Origin of the sequence: Sphingobacterium sp. UDSM-2020, from assembly GCF_016132525.1 — a bacterium.
GTDB lineage: Bacteria > Bacteroidota > Bacteroidia > Sphingobacteriales > Sphingobacteriaceae > Sphingobacterium > Sphingobacterium anhuiense.
In genome coordinates this window covers 6,006,786-6,023,128 of sequence record NZ_CP066166.1, presented here as the reverse complement: position 1 = coordinate 6,023,128, position 16,343 = coordinate 6,006,786, and the positions used below count along the sequence as shown (strand labels likewise).

Annotated in this window: 13 protein-coding genes; 9 read left to right on the top strand and 4 right to left on the bottom strand. The window is 36.9% G+C overall.

Annotated elements, in window-relative coordinates; genetic code table 11:
* Nucleotides 1–11: 11 nt before the first annotated feature.
* The 3 genes from prpB to JAZ75_RS25505 all read left to right on the top strand — a co-directional run bounded on the left by prpB (nucleotide 12) and on the right by JAZ75_RS25505 (nucleotide 3,562).
* Entirely contained in the window at nucleotides 12–908 is an 897-nt protein-coding gene (gene prpB / locus JAZ75_RS25515) for a methylisocitrate lyase (RefSeq protein ID WP_208699443.1), read from the top strand.
* Nucleotides 889–2,043: a 2-methylcitrate synthase gene (gene prpC, locus JAZ75_RS25510; RefSeq protein ID WP_021190915.1), complete on the top strand. Its 1,155-nt coding sequence runs from the start codon at nucleotides 889–891 to the stop codon at nucleotides 2,041–2,043. The genes prpB and prpC overlap by 20 nt, the downstream gene beginning before the upstream one ends.
* A 67-nt stretch (nucleotides 2,044–2,110) precedes the next feature.
* The gene (locus tag JAZ75_RS25505) at nucleotides 2,111–3,562 is read left to right on the top strand and encodes a bifunctional 2-methylcitrate dehydratase/aconitate hydratase (RefSeq protein WP_208699441.1); all 1,452 of its coding nucleotides are present in this window, start codon (nucleotides 2,111–2,113) and stop codon (nucleotides 3,560–3,562) included.
* Between the two features lie 106 nt (nucleotides 3,563–3,668).
* Here JAZ75_RS25505 and JAZ75_RS25500 read toward each other — a convergent pair whose 3' ends face one another.
* Nucleotides 3,669–5,798, bottom strand: a complete 2,130-nt coding sequence (locus tag JAZ75_RS25500; RefSeq protein ID WP_208699439.1) for a 3-hydroxyacyl-CoA dehydrogenase NAD-binding domain-containing protein — start codon at nucleotides 5,796–5,798, stop codon at nucleotides 3,669–3,671.
* 49 nt (nucleotides 5,799–5,847) lie between these two features.
* Nucleotides 5,848–7,035, bottom strand: a complete 1,188-nt coding sequence (locus JAZ75_RS25495; RefSeq protein ID WP_208699437.1) for an acyl-CoA dehydrogenase family protein — start codon at nucleotides 7,033–7,035, stop codon at nucleotides 5,848–5,850.
* Between the two features lie 368 nt (nucleotides 7,036–7,403).
* On the opposite strand from JAZ75_RS25495, the gene JAZ75_RS25490 reads away from it, so the two are divergent.
* The 5 genes from JAZ75_RS25490 to JAZ75_RS25470 all read left to right on the top strand — a co-directional run bounded on the left by JAZ75_RS25490 (nucleotide 7,404) and on the right by JAZ75_RS25470 (nucleotide 11,844).
* Nucleotides 7,404–8,588, top strand: a complete 1,185-nt coding sequence (locus JAZ75_RS25490; RefSeq protein ID WP_132843070.1) for a thiolase family protein — start codon at nucleotides 7,404–7,406, stop codon at nucleotides 8,586–8,588.
* Between the two features lie 390 nt (nucleotides 8,589–8,978).
* The gene (locus JAZ75_RS25485; protein WP_031289419.1) at nucleotides 8,979–9,830 is read left to right on the top strand and encodes an ATP-binding cassette domain-containing protein; all 852 of its coding nucleotides are present in this window, start codon (nucleotides 8,979–8,981) and stop codon (nucleotides 9,828–9,830) included.
* Nucleotides 9,814–10,629 (top strand): hypothetical protein, encoded by an 816-nt coding sequence (locus JAZ75_RS25480; protein ID WP_208699435.1) that lies wholly within the window; start codon nucleotides 9,814–9,816, stop codon nucleotides 10,627–10,629. The genes JAZ75_RS25485 and JAZ75_RS25480 overlap by 17 nt, the downstream gene beginning before the upstream one ends.
* A 1-nt stretch (nucleotide 10,630) precedes the next feature.
* Nucleotides 10,631–11,014 (top strand): GntR family transcriptional regulator, encoded by a 384-nt coding sequence (locus JAZ75_RS25475; RefSeq protein WP_132843073.1) that lies wholly within the window; start codon nucleotides 10,631–10,633, stop codon nucleotides 11,012–11,014.
* Complete coding sequence (locus JAZ75_RS25470) at nucleotides 11,011–11,844, top strand: hypothetical protein (RefSeq protein ID WP_208699433.1); 834 nt, start codon at nucleotides 11,011–11,013, stop codon at nucleotides 11,842–11,844. The genes JAZ75_RS25475 and JAZ75_RS25470 overlap by 4 nt, the downstream gene beginning before the upstream one ends.
* Before the next feature lie 83 nt (nucleotides 11,845–11,927).
* Here JAZ75_RS25470 and JAZ75_RS25465 read toward each other — a convergent pair whose 3' ends face one another.
* Entirely contained in the window at nucleotides 11,928–12,434 is a 507-nt protein-coding gene (locus tag JAZ75_RS25465; protein ID WP_232789320.1) for an ecotin family protein, read from the bottom strand.
* A 213-nt stretch (nucleotides 12,435–12,647) separates the two neighbouring features.
* Entirely contained in the window at nucleotides 12,648–13,382 is a 735-nt protein-coding gene (locus JAZ75_RS25460; protein WP_208699431.1) for an SIMPL domain-containing protein, read from the bottom strand.
* 140 nt (nucleotides 13,383–13,522) lie between these two features.
* On the opposite strand from JAZ75_RS25460, the gene JAZ75_RS25455 reads away from it, so the two are divergent.
* Entirely contained in the window at nucleotides 13,523–16,321 is a 2,799-nt protein-coding gene (locus JAZ75_RS25455; protein ID WP_208699429.1) for a prolyl oligopeptidase family serine peptidase, read from the top strand.
* The last annotated feature ends 22 nt before the right edge of the window (nucleotides 16,322–16,343 follow it).

The window sequence follows — 16,343 nt, the reverse complement described above, 5'->3', positions numbered from 1 at the left end:
TATCCAATTATATGATAAAAACTCCAGGGCTTCTTTTCAGAGAAGCGATGCAACAGGAAAAACCATTACAGGTGGTTGGAACTATCAACGCGAACCATGCTCTGCTAGCTCAGCAAGCAGGTTTTCAGGCCATTTATTTATCGGGAGGAGGAGTTGCCGCGGGTTCTTTGGGAATTCCTGATCTTGGTATTACCACGCTTGAAGATGTACTGGTTGATGTGCAGCGTATTACGAACGTTTGTCCAGTCCCTTTATTGGTCGATATCGATACCGGATTCGGTCCCTCGGCATTTAATATAGCACGTACGATTCAGTCTTTGATCAAGGCTGGTGCCGCAGCTGTTCACATGGAGGACCAGGTGGGAGCAAAACGTTGTGGACATCGACCAGGAAAAGAATTGGTATCTAAGACAGAGATGGTGGACCGTATTAAAGCAGCTGTGGATGCACGTACGGATAATACATTTGTAGTCGGCGCCCGTACAGATGCTTTAGCATCCGAAGGTTTAGAGGCGGCTTTAGATCGAGCTATCGCATATAAGGAGGCTGGAGCTGATTTTATTTTTGCAGAGGCTGTTCATGAACTGGACCAATATAGACGATTTCGTGATGCAACCCAATTGCCTGTTTTAGCAAATATTACAGAGTTTGGTCAAACGCCAATGTTTACTCGAGATGAATTACATCAAGTAGGAGTTTCAATAATTTTATATCCGCTCTCTGCTTTTCGAGCAGCTAATAAAGCGGCTGAAAATGTATATCAGCATATTCGAAAAGATGGTACGCAAGCTGGCGTTCTGGTAGATATGCAAACCCGTGAAGAACTTTATCGTAGCATTAATTATTATGCATATGAAAATAAACTAGATCAATTGTTCAATACTAAGCATGATGACAGAAACAAATGAAATGGGTTTTAAACCCAAGAAAAGCGTCGCATTATCTGGTGTTGCCGCAGGCAATACAGCATTAAGCACCGTCGGAAAAAGTGGTAATGACTTACATTATCGAGGTTATGATATTTTGGAACTTGCAGATCAGGCTAGTTTTGAAGAAGTAGCCTATTTATTGATCTATGGAAATTTACCGACTAAATCGCAATTGACCACTTATCAGGCACAATTAATAAGTCAACGTGGATTACCGATCGCGATACAGAAAGTTTTAAAACAATTGCCGACAACTGCTCATGCAATGGATGTTCTTCGAACTTATGTTTCAGTATTTGGGAGTATTCAACCTGAAAAGGAAAGTCATCCAAGTGCTGGTGCGCGCGATATTGCCAACCGTTTAATGGCCTCTATGGCTTCTGCTTTGTTGTATTGGTATCATTTTAGCCAACATGGCCGAGAAATTGATGTCGAAACTACCGATGGAACTTTGGGTGCGCATTTTTTACACTTGTTGCATGGCACGCCGCCATCTGCATCTTGGATAAGAGCCATGCAGGTGTCTCTTAATCTGTATGCTGAACATGAGTTTAACGCATCTACTTTTGCCGCCCGTGTTATTGCAGGTACTGGATCGGATCTTTATTCTTGTATTGCAGGAGCTATTGGTGCCCTGCGGGGACCAAAGCATGGTGGTGCTAATGAAGTAGCCTTTGAAATACAGAGTCGTTATGCCAATGCTGATGAAGCGGAGGCTGATATTCGTAAGCGGTTAGCGAATAAAGAGGTTATTATTGGATTTGGTCATCCTGTTTATACCATTTCAGATCCGCGTAACCAGGTTATTAAGCGTATTGCTAGGGAGCTATCGGAGGAAGCGGGCGATATGACACTATATTCCATTGCCGAGCGTTTGGAATCTGTGATGTGGGAAGAAAAGAAAATGTTTCCCAATTTAGACTGGTATTCGGCCGTTTCATATCATATAATGGGTATCCCGACAGAAATGTTTACCCCTTTATTTGTGCTGTCACGGATAACAGGATGGTCAGCACATGTATTTGAACAGCGTCAGGACGGGAAGATTATTCGACCTAGTGCTCACTATATCGGACCAGAAAATAGACCTTATATTCCAATTTCTGAAAGGTAATGTGAGAAAATATACAAATGAACACAACAATTGAAATTTAATATTTACGAATAGTTTTTTAGAAAAAATGGCATCACAAATTTCGAATGAACGACCACCGGTTGATCAGGTCTTGGCTGATATTGCAGATTATGTACTTCAATATAAGATTGAAAGCAAAGTTGCATGGAGAACTGCATTTTACTGTTTTTTGGATACATTAGGATGCGGTTTTGAAGCGCTCACTTACCCTGCCTGTACAAAATTGTTAGGTCCGGTGGTATCTGGTACCATTGTGCCAAACGGTGCGAAAGTTCCTGGAACAAACTACCAATTAGATCCGATACAGGCTGCTTTTAATATCGGTACAATTGTGCGCTGGTTGGATTTTAATGATACTTGGCTTGCGGCAGAATGGGGACATCCTTCGGATAACTTAGGAGGTATTTTAGCAACGGCTGATTGGTTGAGTAGAACCCGTATTGCTATGGGTGAAAAACCTTTAAAAGCAAGGGAAGTCTTAGAAGCAATGATCATGGCACATGAGATTCAGGGTGTTCTTGCTTTGGAAAATTCTTTTAATAAAGTGGGCTTAGATCACGTCATTCTTGTTAAAGTAGCTTCCACAGCTGTGGTTGGTAAATTGTTGGGATTAAGTCGTGATGAATTGATCAATGCTGTTTCACTGGCATTTGTTGATGGGCAGGCACTGCGAACATATCGTCATGCACCCAATACAGGTAGCCGTAAATCTTGGGCAGCAGGCGATGCAACCTCACGTGCTGTAAAGTTAGCATTGATAGCCAAGACAGGGGAAATGGGATATCCTTCCGTATTAACGGCTCCAGTGTGGGGATTTTATGATGTTTCGTTCAAAGGAAAGGAATTTCAATTTCAGCGAGCTTATGGTTCTTATGTGATGGAAAATGTTTTATTTAAGATTTCTTTTCCTGCTGAATTCCATTCTCAGACAGCTGTTGAGGCCGCCATGTTGCTGCATGATCAACTTAAAGCAATAGGGAAAACTGTTGAGTCTATTAAGCATATAGAAATTAGGACCCATGAAGCTGCTATTCGCATTATTGATAAAAAGGGGCCACTTCATAATCCTGCTGATAGAGATCATTGTATACAATATATGATTGCGGTACCTTTGATCTATGGCCGATTGACAGCAGAAGATTATGAAGATCGGATAGCTATGGATCCTCGAATTGATGTTTTGCGTGATAAAATGAATTGTATCGAAGATCTTAAATTAACAGAAGATTATCATGATCCTGAAAAAAGGGCAATTGCAAATGGATTGACGATTACATTAAATGATGGAACAAAGCTCTCTGAAATTTTGGTTGAATATCCAATAGGGCATCCACGCCGCCGCGATGAAGGTATTCCTAAACTGATTGAAAAATACAGGATTAATTTGGCCCGCATATTTGCAGATAAACAACAGAAACAAATCTTAAATGCAACATTGGATTACGATACTTTTATCGATATGGATGTTAATCAGTTAGTTGATTTGATGGTGAAATAAAGTTAGTTAGTTAGTTAGTTAGTTAGTTAGTTAGTTAGTTAGTTAGTTAGTTAAAGAAGGTTTTCATAAAGGTTTTTTAAAACCTTTATGAAAACCTTTTTTGAATTTATAAATTTTGTTTTTGGATAGGCCAGTTGGATTGAAGGCCTAAATAAAATGTGAAATTTTCTGCGGCGAGCTGATGTAATGAGGTTGGAATCATCCATTGTTCACCTAGTCGCTCAAAACGCTGACAGTCGTTTACAAATTTTTGGAGTCCAACTTGGTCTATATGACCAAAGACACCGCCAGTATGAATGGGATAGCCAATCCCTAAGGTAGCGCCGATATCGCCATCGATCGGCCTGTCGAGTATCCCTTCTATTAAGCATCGGTAACTATCCAATGCCATAACATGTAATAATCGATCCTGAATGTTGATGGTTTCGGGCAATGTAGTTAAGGTCGGTAAATTCGAATCTTGCCAAATTGTTTTTTTTCCAGATGCAATTTCATAGTCATAAAAACCTCGATTGGATTTTCGTCCATTTCGTCCACTATCCACAAGTTTTTTTAAATAATCATAACATCGCCTCTGGCTTAGATGTAGATGGGGAAGCTGGTCGTATACATGCAGCATAAGCGATAGCGAAATTTCATCAAGAACTGCCAAAGGACCAACAGCAAACCCCGCATTTCTTGCCTGTTCATCAATGAGAGATGCAGGAATACCTTCCAACAGCATCGTCACTGCTTCCAGTAGGTAGTTGAAAAAAATACGGGAAGTAAAGAATGCAGGGCCATCATGTACAACAATTGGAATCTTTCCAAGTTGACGGACTACTTTTAGAGCTTTAGACAGGGTTTGTTCGCTAGTTTGTTTCCCGCGTATGATTTCTACTAAAGCCATTCGATCTACAGGTGAAAAAAAATGCATTCCAATAAAGTTTTCTGGTTTCGGACTTACTAAAGCCAATTCACTGATGGGTAATGATGTGGTATTGGAAGCAAAAAAACCATTATTATTTAGGAAAGGAAGTGTTTCAGTACTGACAGCCGCCTTAAGATTTTTGTCTTCAAACACAGCTTCGATAATGAGATCAACTTCTCCAAAATCTTTTGTCTGATCTGTAGGGGAGATTCGGGAGAGGAGAGCCTGTCTTTTTTCTTCATTCATTTTTCCCAGTTCCACCCATTTTGCTGATACTTTTTCTGCATATTTTTTTCCTTGCTCTGCTTGTTGTAAAGTCACATCTTTCAAGATAACATCAATTCCTGAGCGAGCAGCTTCGAATGCAATTCCAGACCCCATCATACCAGCTCCTAATATTGCCATCCTTTGTAACTCGAAAGGGGTATGGACTAATGGATCTGTAGCTTTTGTAGCTTCATTTATACCGAAGTACTGGGTCCGGATGATACTGCAGGTAATAGGATCGCGCAGGGTCTGGATAAAATACGCTATTTCAATACGGAGTGCTTCTTGTTTTGAAAGATTGTGTTTTTGATAAATAACTGCCATACAGTTGTCTATGTTTGGCTTAATTCCTAAGTTACGTTTTTTGATGGGTACGGTAAGATTATCCCATTGTGCTTCATCCCATGGTGGAGTTGGTTTCCGAGCCTGTTCATGCACATGTTCTAAGATCCATGTTTTGGCAAGAAAGATTGCATGATCTATATTTGAAGAAATGAGATCGATTAAACCTATTTCTTTAGCTTTTTGTGCTGTGATTATTTTAGCCTGTAGCACCAATGGAAGAGCATCTTGTGCATCAAGTATCTCTGTTATTTGTATCGTGGCACCAAACCCTGGAAATAATCCATAGTTGACTTCTGGAAATCCTATTTTTATCTGCTCAAGGGCAATCCGGCAGTGTGCCCATAGTTGTGTAGAAAGTTGTAAACTTATACAGTCGCTGTCCATTAGACCGACGATGGGTTTCTTTTGTTGGTTAAGATCATTAAAATTTGACAGGAGTGATTTCAAACGTAGCTTAAATGAATTTTCATCTAATGCTTGTTTAAGTAAAATATCATAGTTAATAGCTTGGCCTATAAGTGGATTTTTGAATATTATTCCTTTTACTTCATTGAGATTAATCTGATCACGGATGATGGTCACAAATTCTTCTAATCGCTCTAAGTCATTTCCATGGATAGTTTCTGTAGAAATTAAGGGGCTAATCAATACGACTCCCTGTTCATCTCTTTCACTTAAGAAGTAAGTAAAATATATAGGATTAATTTTATCCATTTTTTTAGGTGTTATATTCCCTTATGGGGAATTGCAGTATAGAGTTTAATTAATTTGAAGAAATTGTTTTATCGGACTTGGATTGATAATTGACTTTATCAATTGTCATTTTAGCAATAATTTCCAACATGATTTCAGATGTTCCCCCGATAATGGTACCGACTCTTATATCACGGTAGAGACGAGCTATTTTGAAATCTTCTGTAAAGGCATAACCACCAAAAAGTTGAAAACATTGGCTTACAATACGGACCGCAAGCTCACTCGCCTGTAATTTCGCAATCGAACATTCTTTAACTGCATATTTTCCAAGTTGTTGCAAATCGCAACAAGCATATATAAATGCTTTTGTTGTAGCGATATCTGCAACCATTTGTGCGACGCGATGTCTTACTACTTGGAAATCTTGCAGTTTATGCTTAAATACTTCACGTTTGTTAATATATTCTAGGGTATACTGTAAGGCAGAATCTGCTGTAGCAATGCTATGGATTGCTGCGGTCAGGCGTTCCAGTTGTAGTCCGTCCATCAGGTAACTAAAACCCGCACCTTCTTCACCTATTAAATGTGAAATGGGGACTTTTACCTGATCAAAACCTAATTCTGCTGTATCAGAAGCATGCCAGCCCATTTTATTGATTTTGGTTGCTGTTACTCCTGAAGCATTACGGTCGATCAAGAGCAAACTGATTCCTTTACTACCTTTGGTCGGATCGGTTTTAACAGCAGTAATAAAAAAATCGCCATAGTAACCATTGGTGATAAAGGTTTTCGAACCATTAACAATATAATGATCACCTTCCCGGATAGCAGTTGTTTGAATTTTTTGTACATCAGATCCAGCACCTGGTTCCGTAATAGCTACTGCACTGACCAAATCTCCAGCAATAACACCTTTTAAATATTTTTCTTTTAATTCTTCAGAGGCATATTTGAGTAAGTATGGGGCTGACATATATTGAATGACTAATGCTGTTATCGTGAATCCTCCCGAAAAGCACTGAGAGAGCTCTTCGCAAAGAATCATGGAATAATAAAAATCAAGGTCGAGCCCACCATAAACTTCTGGATAGTTAAGACCTGTAAAGCCCATGTCGCCCATTTTTTTCCAAATGGCACGATCTATTTTACCTTCTTCTTCCCACTGATCAATATGAGGCAGGATCTCTTTACGGATAAATGCTTTTAAACTTTCGCGAAATACGTGGTGCTCAACTGTCAATTGTGTTGCTTGCATATGCTATCAAGTTTTATTGGTTATATTTTCTCTTTTGGATTTGGTGATCCAAATAAGTTGAAGCTAATTTAAATTAAAAAGCTGACGTTTCCATTTATTTGAAAGTTAATTTTTATGATAACTTATTTTTATGGGAGAGTGTTCGCTTGATTTAAGTGTTTTAGGCTCATTTATAAGCTTATTAAAGATTTCTGTTTAACCGATTCATTTACTGTTTACTATTTTTTTGTACCTTTAAATATAACTTTATGATAACGCTCTACTGTTTGTTTTCTTTGTATGTCAATTGGGATTCGTAGTTCGGGGGAAACCGGATCTGACGTTTTGATTAAGCAAGGTAGTGGCATAGATAACCAAAATAATAAACGATGACTAAGAAAGTATTTATTGTCGCGGCGCAACGTACCGCAATAGGAAGCTTTGGAGGAGGATTATCCACTTTTAGCGCGACAGAATTAGGTGCTCAGGCTGTTAATGCAGTTTTGAAACAAGTTGCTATTGATGGAAGCGAAGTGGATGAATTATTGATGGGATGTGTTCTGCAAGCCGATTTGGGACAAGCTCCCGCTCGCCAAGTTTTAAAATATGCAAGTTTACCTGATGATATTCCTGCGACCACTATTAATAAGGTTTGTGCAAGTGGAATGAAAGCGGTAGCACTAGGTGCACAGGCTATTTTACTAGGTGATGCTCATGTCGTACTTGTTGGCGGTATGGAAAGTATGAGCCGTGTGCCTTATTATGCACCTACAGTACGTTGGGGAGCGAAGTATGGTCATCAAAGTTTAGTAGATGGAGTACAGAAAGATGGACTGAGTGACGCTTATTCGCAAGACGCAATGGGTGTTTTTGGAGAATTATGTGCGATTAAATATGACATTAACCGGGAGGAGCAGGATGCCTATGCGGTATCGTCCTATACCAGAAGCCGTGATGCTTGGCAACAGGGGAAATTTGATAAGGAAGTGGCTCCGATAGCAGTTTCTACCCGAAAAGGAGAAGTTGTTGTCAAGCAAGATGAAGAATTTACGCAGGTCAATTTTGAGAAAATTTATACTTTGAAACCAGCTTTTCAAAAAGACGGAACGATTACTGCAGCAAATGCTTCTACTTTAAGTGATGGAGCTGCGGCATTATTACTGATGTCCGGTGAGAAAATGGAAGCATTGGGTTTAGAACCTTTAGCTGAAATCATAGCATATGCTGATGCGGAACAGGAACCGGAATGGTTTACAACGACGCCTAGTCTCGCCGTAAAAAAAGTATTAGCAAAAGCAGATCTAGAATTGTCTGATATTGACTTTTTTGAATTTAATGAAGCTTTTTCTGTTGTAGCATTAGTAAATGCCCGTTTGTTGGATATTTCATTGGAAAGGATGAATGTTTATGGGGGGGCAGTATCTTTAGGTCACCCTCTGGGGTGTTCGGGTGCCAGAATTTTAGTAACCTTAACAAGTGTGCTGGAGCAGGAGAGAGGACAGTATGGGTTAGCAGCAATTTGTAATGGTGGCGGTGGTGCTTCTGCAATGATTATTAAAAGATGTAATGTATAGCAGCGATCACGTTAGATATATTATTATACATACATATGGGCTGAAGGTTATACTACTGAGTTTAGAGAATATTGTTAAGTGACAGTACTCATTTACATGAAAGGTTCCTGTCTTTAACACAAACTTCTCCACCGAAGGTAAAAGACCGTTTTTCTTATATAGAGAAACGGTCTTTTGTTTGCACCTAATTTGTTCGGCATAATTGCTACTTATAACGATCGCTAATCTTTTCAATATAATCTTAGAAATCAAAAGGGTAGGCTTCTTATTTCTGATATAATATTTAAAATTTTTTTTGTTTTCTTTTATTTCTTTAATAAAAAGTACAAAATAATTTGCATTCTTATTTTTCCTTTCTATATTAGTGTATTAATTAAATAGTACAGTAGTATGATAACTATTAAAAACCTAAATTTCAGCTACAGCAAATCGCGACCATTATTTAAAAATATGGATCTTCATTTACAGGAAGGGCATATTTATGGTCTATTGGGGAAAAATGGTGCAGGCAAGTCGACGTTACTGAAGAATATGGCCGGTTTGGTCTATCCTGTAAGTGGTACGATTGAAGTGTTACAGCATGATCCTTGTAAACGCGAACCTGCTCTGCTTCAGGAAATCAGTTTTATTCCTGAGGAATTTCACTTACCAGCAGTGAAATCCGCAACTTTTGTAAAAGCGAATGCCGTTTTTTATCCAAAGTTTGATCATGCATATTTTCAAGAACTGATCAGAGAGTTTGAAATTCCGATCGAACAGAAGCTTGCAGATATGAGTTATGGGCAAAAGAAGAAATATATCATATCATTTGGTTTGGCCTCCAATACCAAAATCATGATTATGGATGAACCTACTAATGGTCTAGATATTCCTTCTAAAGTGCAATTTCGCAAAATTATGGCCTCGGCTATTGCTGACGACCGCTGTGTTATTATTTCGACACATCAAGTACGTGATCTCGATAACCTGATTGATGCGGTTATTCTATTGGATGAACATCGGGTGGTATTAAATGCTAATGTTAATCGTATTACGGATCATATCAGCTTTAAAAAAGTACGTGAGTTGAACGATGATGTGCTTTATTCAGAACCTGCGTTAGGAGGTTTTAATACCATACAGTTGAATACGATGGGTGAAGACTCGAAATTAGATCTGGAACTGTTGTTTAATGCTGTTTTACAGAAAAAAGAATTGATTACAAACCTTTTAAATGTTACTGAAGATGTCGAACGTATTTAATGTTAATCGCTTGTGTGCATTGATTCGCCGGCAGTGGATTTCTGTCGGACGCATTTATTTGATGTCACTAATTATTATTGCTGGAGTTTTTATAGCTTTTTATGGGGTTGCAATCTTTAAAAATTATGAAGATATAAGGACAAGCTCTAATATAGGGCAAGATGTTCTTAATTTTAGAATACCGTTATTTTTTATTTTGGGATTATTTTTTATTACAGTTGTATCAAGCAGTTATTTTTCTGATTTAGGTCAAAAAACAAAGGCGATTTTTGAGTTGATGACTCCAGCTTCTTCCTTAGAGAAATTTTTAACTTCTATTTTTTATACTATTATTGTAAGCTTGTGTGCCTATTTCTTATTATTCTTTTTAGTTGATCTTGCTTTCGTATCCTATTTAAGAAGTATAGGATCTTCTATTAGAACTTTTGAAACCGAACAAGAAGGAAAAGTAGTGATTGATAATTGGATGTATTTCTTCAAGCTGGAAAAATCTGAATTTTTGCCCTATTTCTATTTTTTACCCTTTATATTGAATGCCTTATTTTTATTAGGTTCTATTGCCTATAAGAATTATCAATATATTAAAACAGCTATCACCATGATTATATATGTAGCCATATGGATAATCACATTTATCTATGTCATGAAATTACGAACAGATAATACAATTGGCCTTGATAACGGTAATTATTTCGATGATAAGGTTCATGGACTTCAACTTGCTCTAGCAATTGGTATATTTTTAACATTAATTTTTTGGGGATTAGCATTCTTGAGATTAAAAGAAAAGGAGGTTTAGTATGGATTTTAATGCTAACAAAGCCATTTATCTTCAGATAGCAGCATACGTATGCGATCATATTCTATTGGGGACTTGGAAAGTGGAGGATAAGCTACCTTCGGTCCGTGAACTTGCTGTACAATTGGAAGTGAATCCAAATACCGTGATGCGTACCTATGATTTGTTGCAACAAAAAGAAATTGTTGTCAATAAACGAGGAGTTGGATTTTTTGTGACTGATACGTCAGTAGGAAATGTAAAGGAATATCGCAAAGCTGTCTTTTTGGAAGAGGATCTTAATCCTTTTTTTAGAAATATCTATCTTTTGGAAATTAGTTTAGATGAACTAAAGCAACGGTATCAATCTTTTATCGAACAAAATTTTAAAAATAACGAATTATGAAACTGAGTAGTAAAATATTGATAGGCTTGGGGATAGCATTATTTATTATTCCTATAGTCACCACTTCTTATATTGTAGGAAATAATCGGGTTGATACAAAAGTGTATGAGGAGATGCTTCGTAAGGAAGGTAGTGAACCAGATAGTAAGGATACTTATTTGAAAACATATAAAACTAAAAGTTTTACAAATTTGAATATTATCGGAAATGATAAAGGATCCATAGGACTTTTTATTGTGAAAAGTGATAAATATGCTGTGAAAGTGGATAAAAATAGTGAAGGTGAAATTTCAATTGATGTTGATGGAAACGGTCAATTGAATATTGAGCTGAAGGATAATGCAAAATCCTACTATAAACGGATATATATATTTACTCCCGATATCAAGCAGATTGAATTTTCAGCAATTCATGTGAGTAGTTTTTCAGGTCAATATGATCAACTGGAGATCGTAGGAGATAAGGTTGAAGATTTTACGTTCAATTCAGATGTAGTTGTTAATGATTTGTCATTACGATTAAAAAGCTCCCATATTAGTGGCGATCGTCAGGAGTCTTTTAAACTTAATCAGCTGACATTGGATTTGGATAGCAGTGATGTGAATTTTGCAAAACAAGATTATGAACATGTTTTTATTCAAGCGAAGGATTCTAAAGTAAATTTTAAAGGAGATAACCCTGATTTGAAATTGAAGCTTCTGAATCTAAAAACAGTTGGACATACATCAATTGATTTAAATGATTTTCAAGTAGAAAATGCCCAAGGAGAGTTGTCTGAAGAAACCAAAACAGATTTTCCAGTTTCTTTATTAAGGAAGATTTTAAAATAAAATTTAAGATTTTAGATCCTTAACAAAAAACGCTCTTCAAATTTAATTGAAGAGCGTTTTTTTAATTTTTATATTGCGTTTAACTATTTCGTTTTTTTTAGAGGAACCTCAGCGGCTTGGTAAGTTTCAGGCTCAGCTTTGTAAATTTTGAATTTTACTTCATAGCCCTCTGGTGCGTAAATAACGATTGGCATTCTTCCATTGTAATCGGTTATAACAGATTTCGCCTGTACAAAGCTGTTCTTTTTTTCACCTTGGCAAAGCATTTGAGTCGAAGCTACATTTCCATTTGTTTTGAAAACATAGTAATTATATCCCCATCCCTGCAGATCTTTTTTCTCAAAATCACCGGATAAGAAGTAACTGTTACACGCGTCGGTCTCCATATATTTGCCAGCAAAAAACTCAATCTTTTTATTATTATCACTATCGATTCCTGCGTGAGGGACTTCAATTACATATTTTACCATCCCTTTTTCTGGTGCTGGAAATACATTTACGTCTTGTTTAAGTAATGTCTGTGCCATAGCGGATATCGAAATTAATAAAGTAGCAACGATCATACCTGTTTTTAACATTAACTTTTTCATATATATTATTTTTACATGTGTATTATTATCAGGTTAGAGTGATCTGTAGACGACAAGTTTAATCTGTTGACGATTTTTTTTATCATGAAAAGTTTTGGAAGTTGTTTTAAATTATGCTATTTTCTTGATAGACAATTTATTGTGTCGTGTTTTTCTTGTGAATTTTTCTCTTGATTTTAAGACTAAAAGGCTTTAAAAATATCATTTTATACTTTATAATGGTAAATAGCTCGCTTTTACAGTAATGTTTGCAGTCTTTTTTCGAGATGTTGTATTGAATGCACCACCATAAGAAAATTCTTCGTTATCATTTTGACCAGTTATCTGAAAAACGCCCAAATCAGCTTTTACCAATTGACCTAAAGTGGAGGAAGATTCGGTAGCAATATTCTGTGCACGTTGGTGTGCATTTTTAGAAGCCTGAGAAATGAGTTCTAATTTTAAATCTTCCAATTTAGAATAATAGTAATTCGGTGTGCTCGAACTTAATTCAAGCCCTTGAGAGATTAACGTTGATATTTCGCGAGATGCATTATCGACTTTGTTAAGATCTTTTGATTCCACTCCAACAGTTTGCGATAAGGTATATCCAGAAAACGTATTATAGCTACTGCCTTTACCATCTGTGTGGTATTCAAATTCTTTATTAATATTAACAGCTTCAAATCTTATCTCTTCAGCTTTTAGACCCTGTGCGATCAAGAAATTGCGAACCAGCTCACGATCTTCAGCTAATTGATCTGATGCGCCTTTTAAATCGAAATTTTTACGACTGTAACTGGCATTCCATTTTACTAAATCAGATTCAAAATCTTTTTTAGCATTTCCATTAACGGTAATCGTTTGTGAAGATTTGAATTTGTAACGGTATGCATTGCTAAAAAGGCATGCACTTGCAATAATAACAATACCTGTAATAAGTGCAATTATAATTGGATTGTATTTCATAATCATTATTCTAATCAGGTTATTTAACGTTTTATCGACTTACTATGTAGCAATCATGATACCAAAAAAAACTGTTATTTTTGAATTTAAATAGATAATTTGCAGTTTTTGAATCAATTTGTTGATATAAGTAGTAAATAATGAATAAAAAAATCATTCTTATAGGGTTGTTAGCAATGCATGGAGCCGTTTTATTCGCTCAAAAGCAACCGCTTAACCATACGGTTTATGATGGATGGCAAAGTTTGAATGCAAGTGAAATAAGTGGTAGTGGAAAATACATCACATTTCAAGTACTGCCACAGGAGGGAGATGGAGCCTTATATGTCAAGGATAATTTAAACAAATCCATACTTGAATTACCAAGGGGATATAATGCCCGTTTGACCAATAATGAAACGCATGTCATTTCATTGATAAAGCCTAAGTTTGCCGATACACGCCAAGCGAAAATTAAGAAAAAGAAACCGGAAGAAATGCCGAAAGACTCCCTTGCTATTTTTACGGTAGCAACTGGAAAGCTTTTAAAGTATGCAGAAGTTAAATCCTATAAATTGGCTGAGGAAGCTAATGGTTACTTTGGATTCTTAACGGATGATAAAGGGATAGCTCCTACAGACACCGCGACGTCAAAGACTAAAAAAGCAACTAAAATCAGCACATTGCATGTATATGATCTAGCAACAGGTGATACGGTTAATTTTCAGCAGGTAGATCAATATGACTTTAATAAAGCTGGAAACAAGCTGGTTTTTACCAAAAAAACTGAAGCGAAAGATTCTACATCAAATATTGCCGGTGTTTATTTATATGATTTGACCAATAAGACATTAAAAAAGATTACAAATGGTCGCGGAACGTATAAAAACTTCACTTTTGACGATCTTGGCAATCAATTGGTCTATTTAGGAGATAAAACTGCTGAAAAATCTTTATTAAAAGAGTTTAATCTTTATTATTATACTGCACAGCTTGATTCAGCGCGCATTGCTGTTCAAAAAAATACTTCAGGAGTACCTGCAAATTGGGCTGTAAGTGGAGATGGAGAGTTAAAATTCAGTAAAAATGGACAGAAATTATTTTTAGGATTGGCACCTATACCTAGAGTTAAGGATACGACATTAGTGGATTTTGAGCATGCGAAAGTAGACGTTTGGCATTGGCAGGATGATTACCTACAGCCACAGCAATTAGTCAATCTTAAAAAAGATCTTGTTCAAAGCTATCTGAGTATATTTTATCCGCAACAGAATAATCGTGTGATTCCTCTAGTTGATGAGAAATTTAATCCAGCACGTACAACTATTGAAGCCGACCAAGAATATGTTTTGGCAACCACTGATTATGGGCGTAGAGTATCTACGCAGTGGGATTATCGGAGCAAACAGGATGTATATGTCATCTCTACCGTTTCTGGTACTCGTCAGTTGGTAGTTGAAAATTTATCAGGACAAGCTGTTTTGTCTCCAGATGGTCAGTATGTGCTGTATTTTAATCAGGATAATGGCAATTGGTATTCGTATCAAATTGCCTCTAAAAAAGTGTCGATATTAAATGATGGTCTTCCTGTATCCTTTGTCGATGAGGATAATGATATGCCGGCAAAACCAGAAGGCTATGGTATGGCCGCTTGGGGAGCCGACAATAAAGGAGTATATGTTTATGATAAATATGATATCTGGTATTTCGCTTTAGATGGATCGGATAAATATTTAGCCACAAATGGATATGGAAGAGTATCCAGTACCGTATTGCGTTATAAGAACTTAACACATCCGCGAAATAGCAAGTGGAAATCTAATACACTTGATGAGCGTCAACGTATTTTGCTAACTGCTTTTAATGAAAAGACCAAAGAGAATGGTTTTTATGAATTGAGAGGTAAGCGCAAAGATCCGAAAGAGATCTTGATGGCACCAAAGGTTTTTAGAAATTTACAAGCTTCCGAAGATCAGAAATATCTGATTTATTCAAAAGAAGATTATGTCAATAGTCCTGATTTATATGTAAACATCAATACGTTTAAAAAGGAAGAAAAATTGAGTGAGTTGAATCTGCAGCAAGCGAATTACAATTGGGGAACCGCGGAATTGGTACAGTGGACTACACCTGCTGGTCATGCTGCAGAAGGTATTCTGTACAAACCGGAAGATTTTGATCCGAATAAGAAATATCCAATTATTGCTTATTTCTATGAAAAATTATCAGATGGACTATATAGTTACCAAGCACCGGCACCCACACCGTCTCGTTTGAACATACCTTATTTTGTGAGCAATGGTTATTTGGTTTTTGCACCGGATATTTCGTATGTCACAGGTGAGCCTGGTAAATCTGCGGAAGAATATATTAATTCAGGAATGAAGCATCTGGCGCAGAATAATTGGGTAGATTCATCTAAAATGGGTATCCAGGGACAAAGCTGGGGAGGCTACCAAGTAGCGCATTTAATAACAGCTACCAATATGTATGCGGCTGCGTGGGCAGGGGCACCGGTTGTAAATATGACTTCAGCTTATGGAGGTATTCGTTGGCAGACAGGTATGTCAAGACAGTTTCAGTATGAAAATACACAAAGTAGAATCGGTAAGACTCTATGGGAGGGACAGGATGCTTATTTAGCTAATTCACCTTTGTTCCATCTGAATAAAGTAACAACTCCGGTAGTGATCATGGCTAACGATAATGATGGAGCGGTGCCATGGTATCAAGGTATCGAAATGTTTACGGCATTAAGACGTTTGCAAAAACCTGTCTGGATGCTTAATTACAATGGTGACGAACATAATTTGTTGCTCAGACAGAATAGAAAAGATATTCAAATACGAGAGCAGCAGTTTTTTGATCATTATTTAAAAGGAGCACCAGCACCTAAATGGTTAAAATCTGGAGTTTCAGCAAAAGAAAAAGGAATCGACTGGGGTTTTTCGGTGGAATAGTTTTTAAAAAGAGCTTATTTGT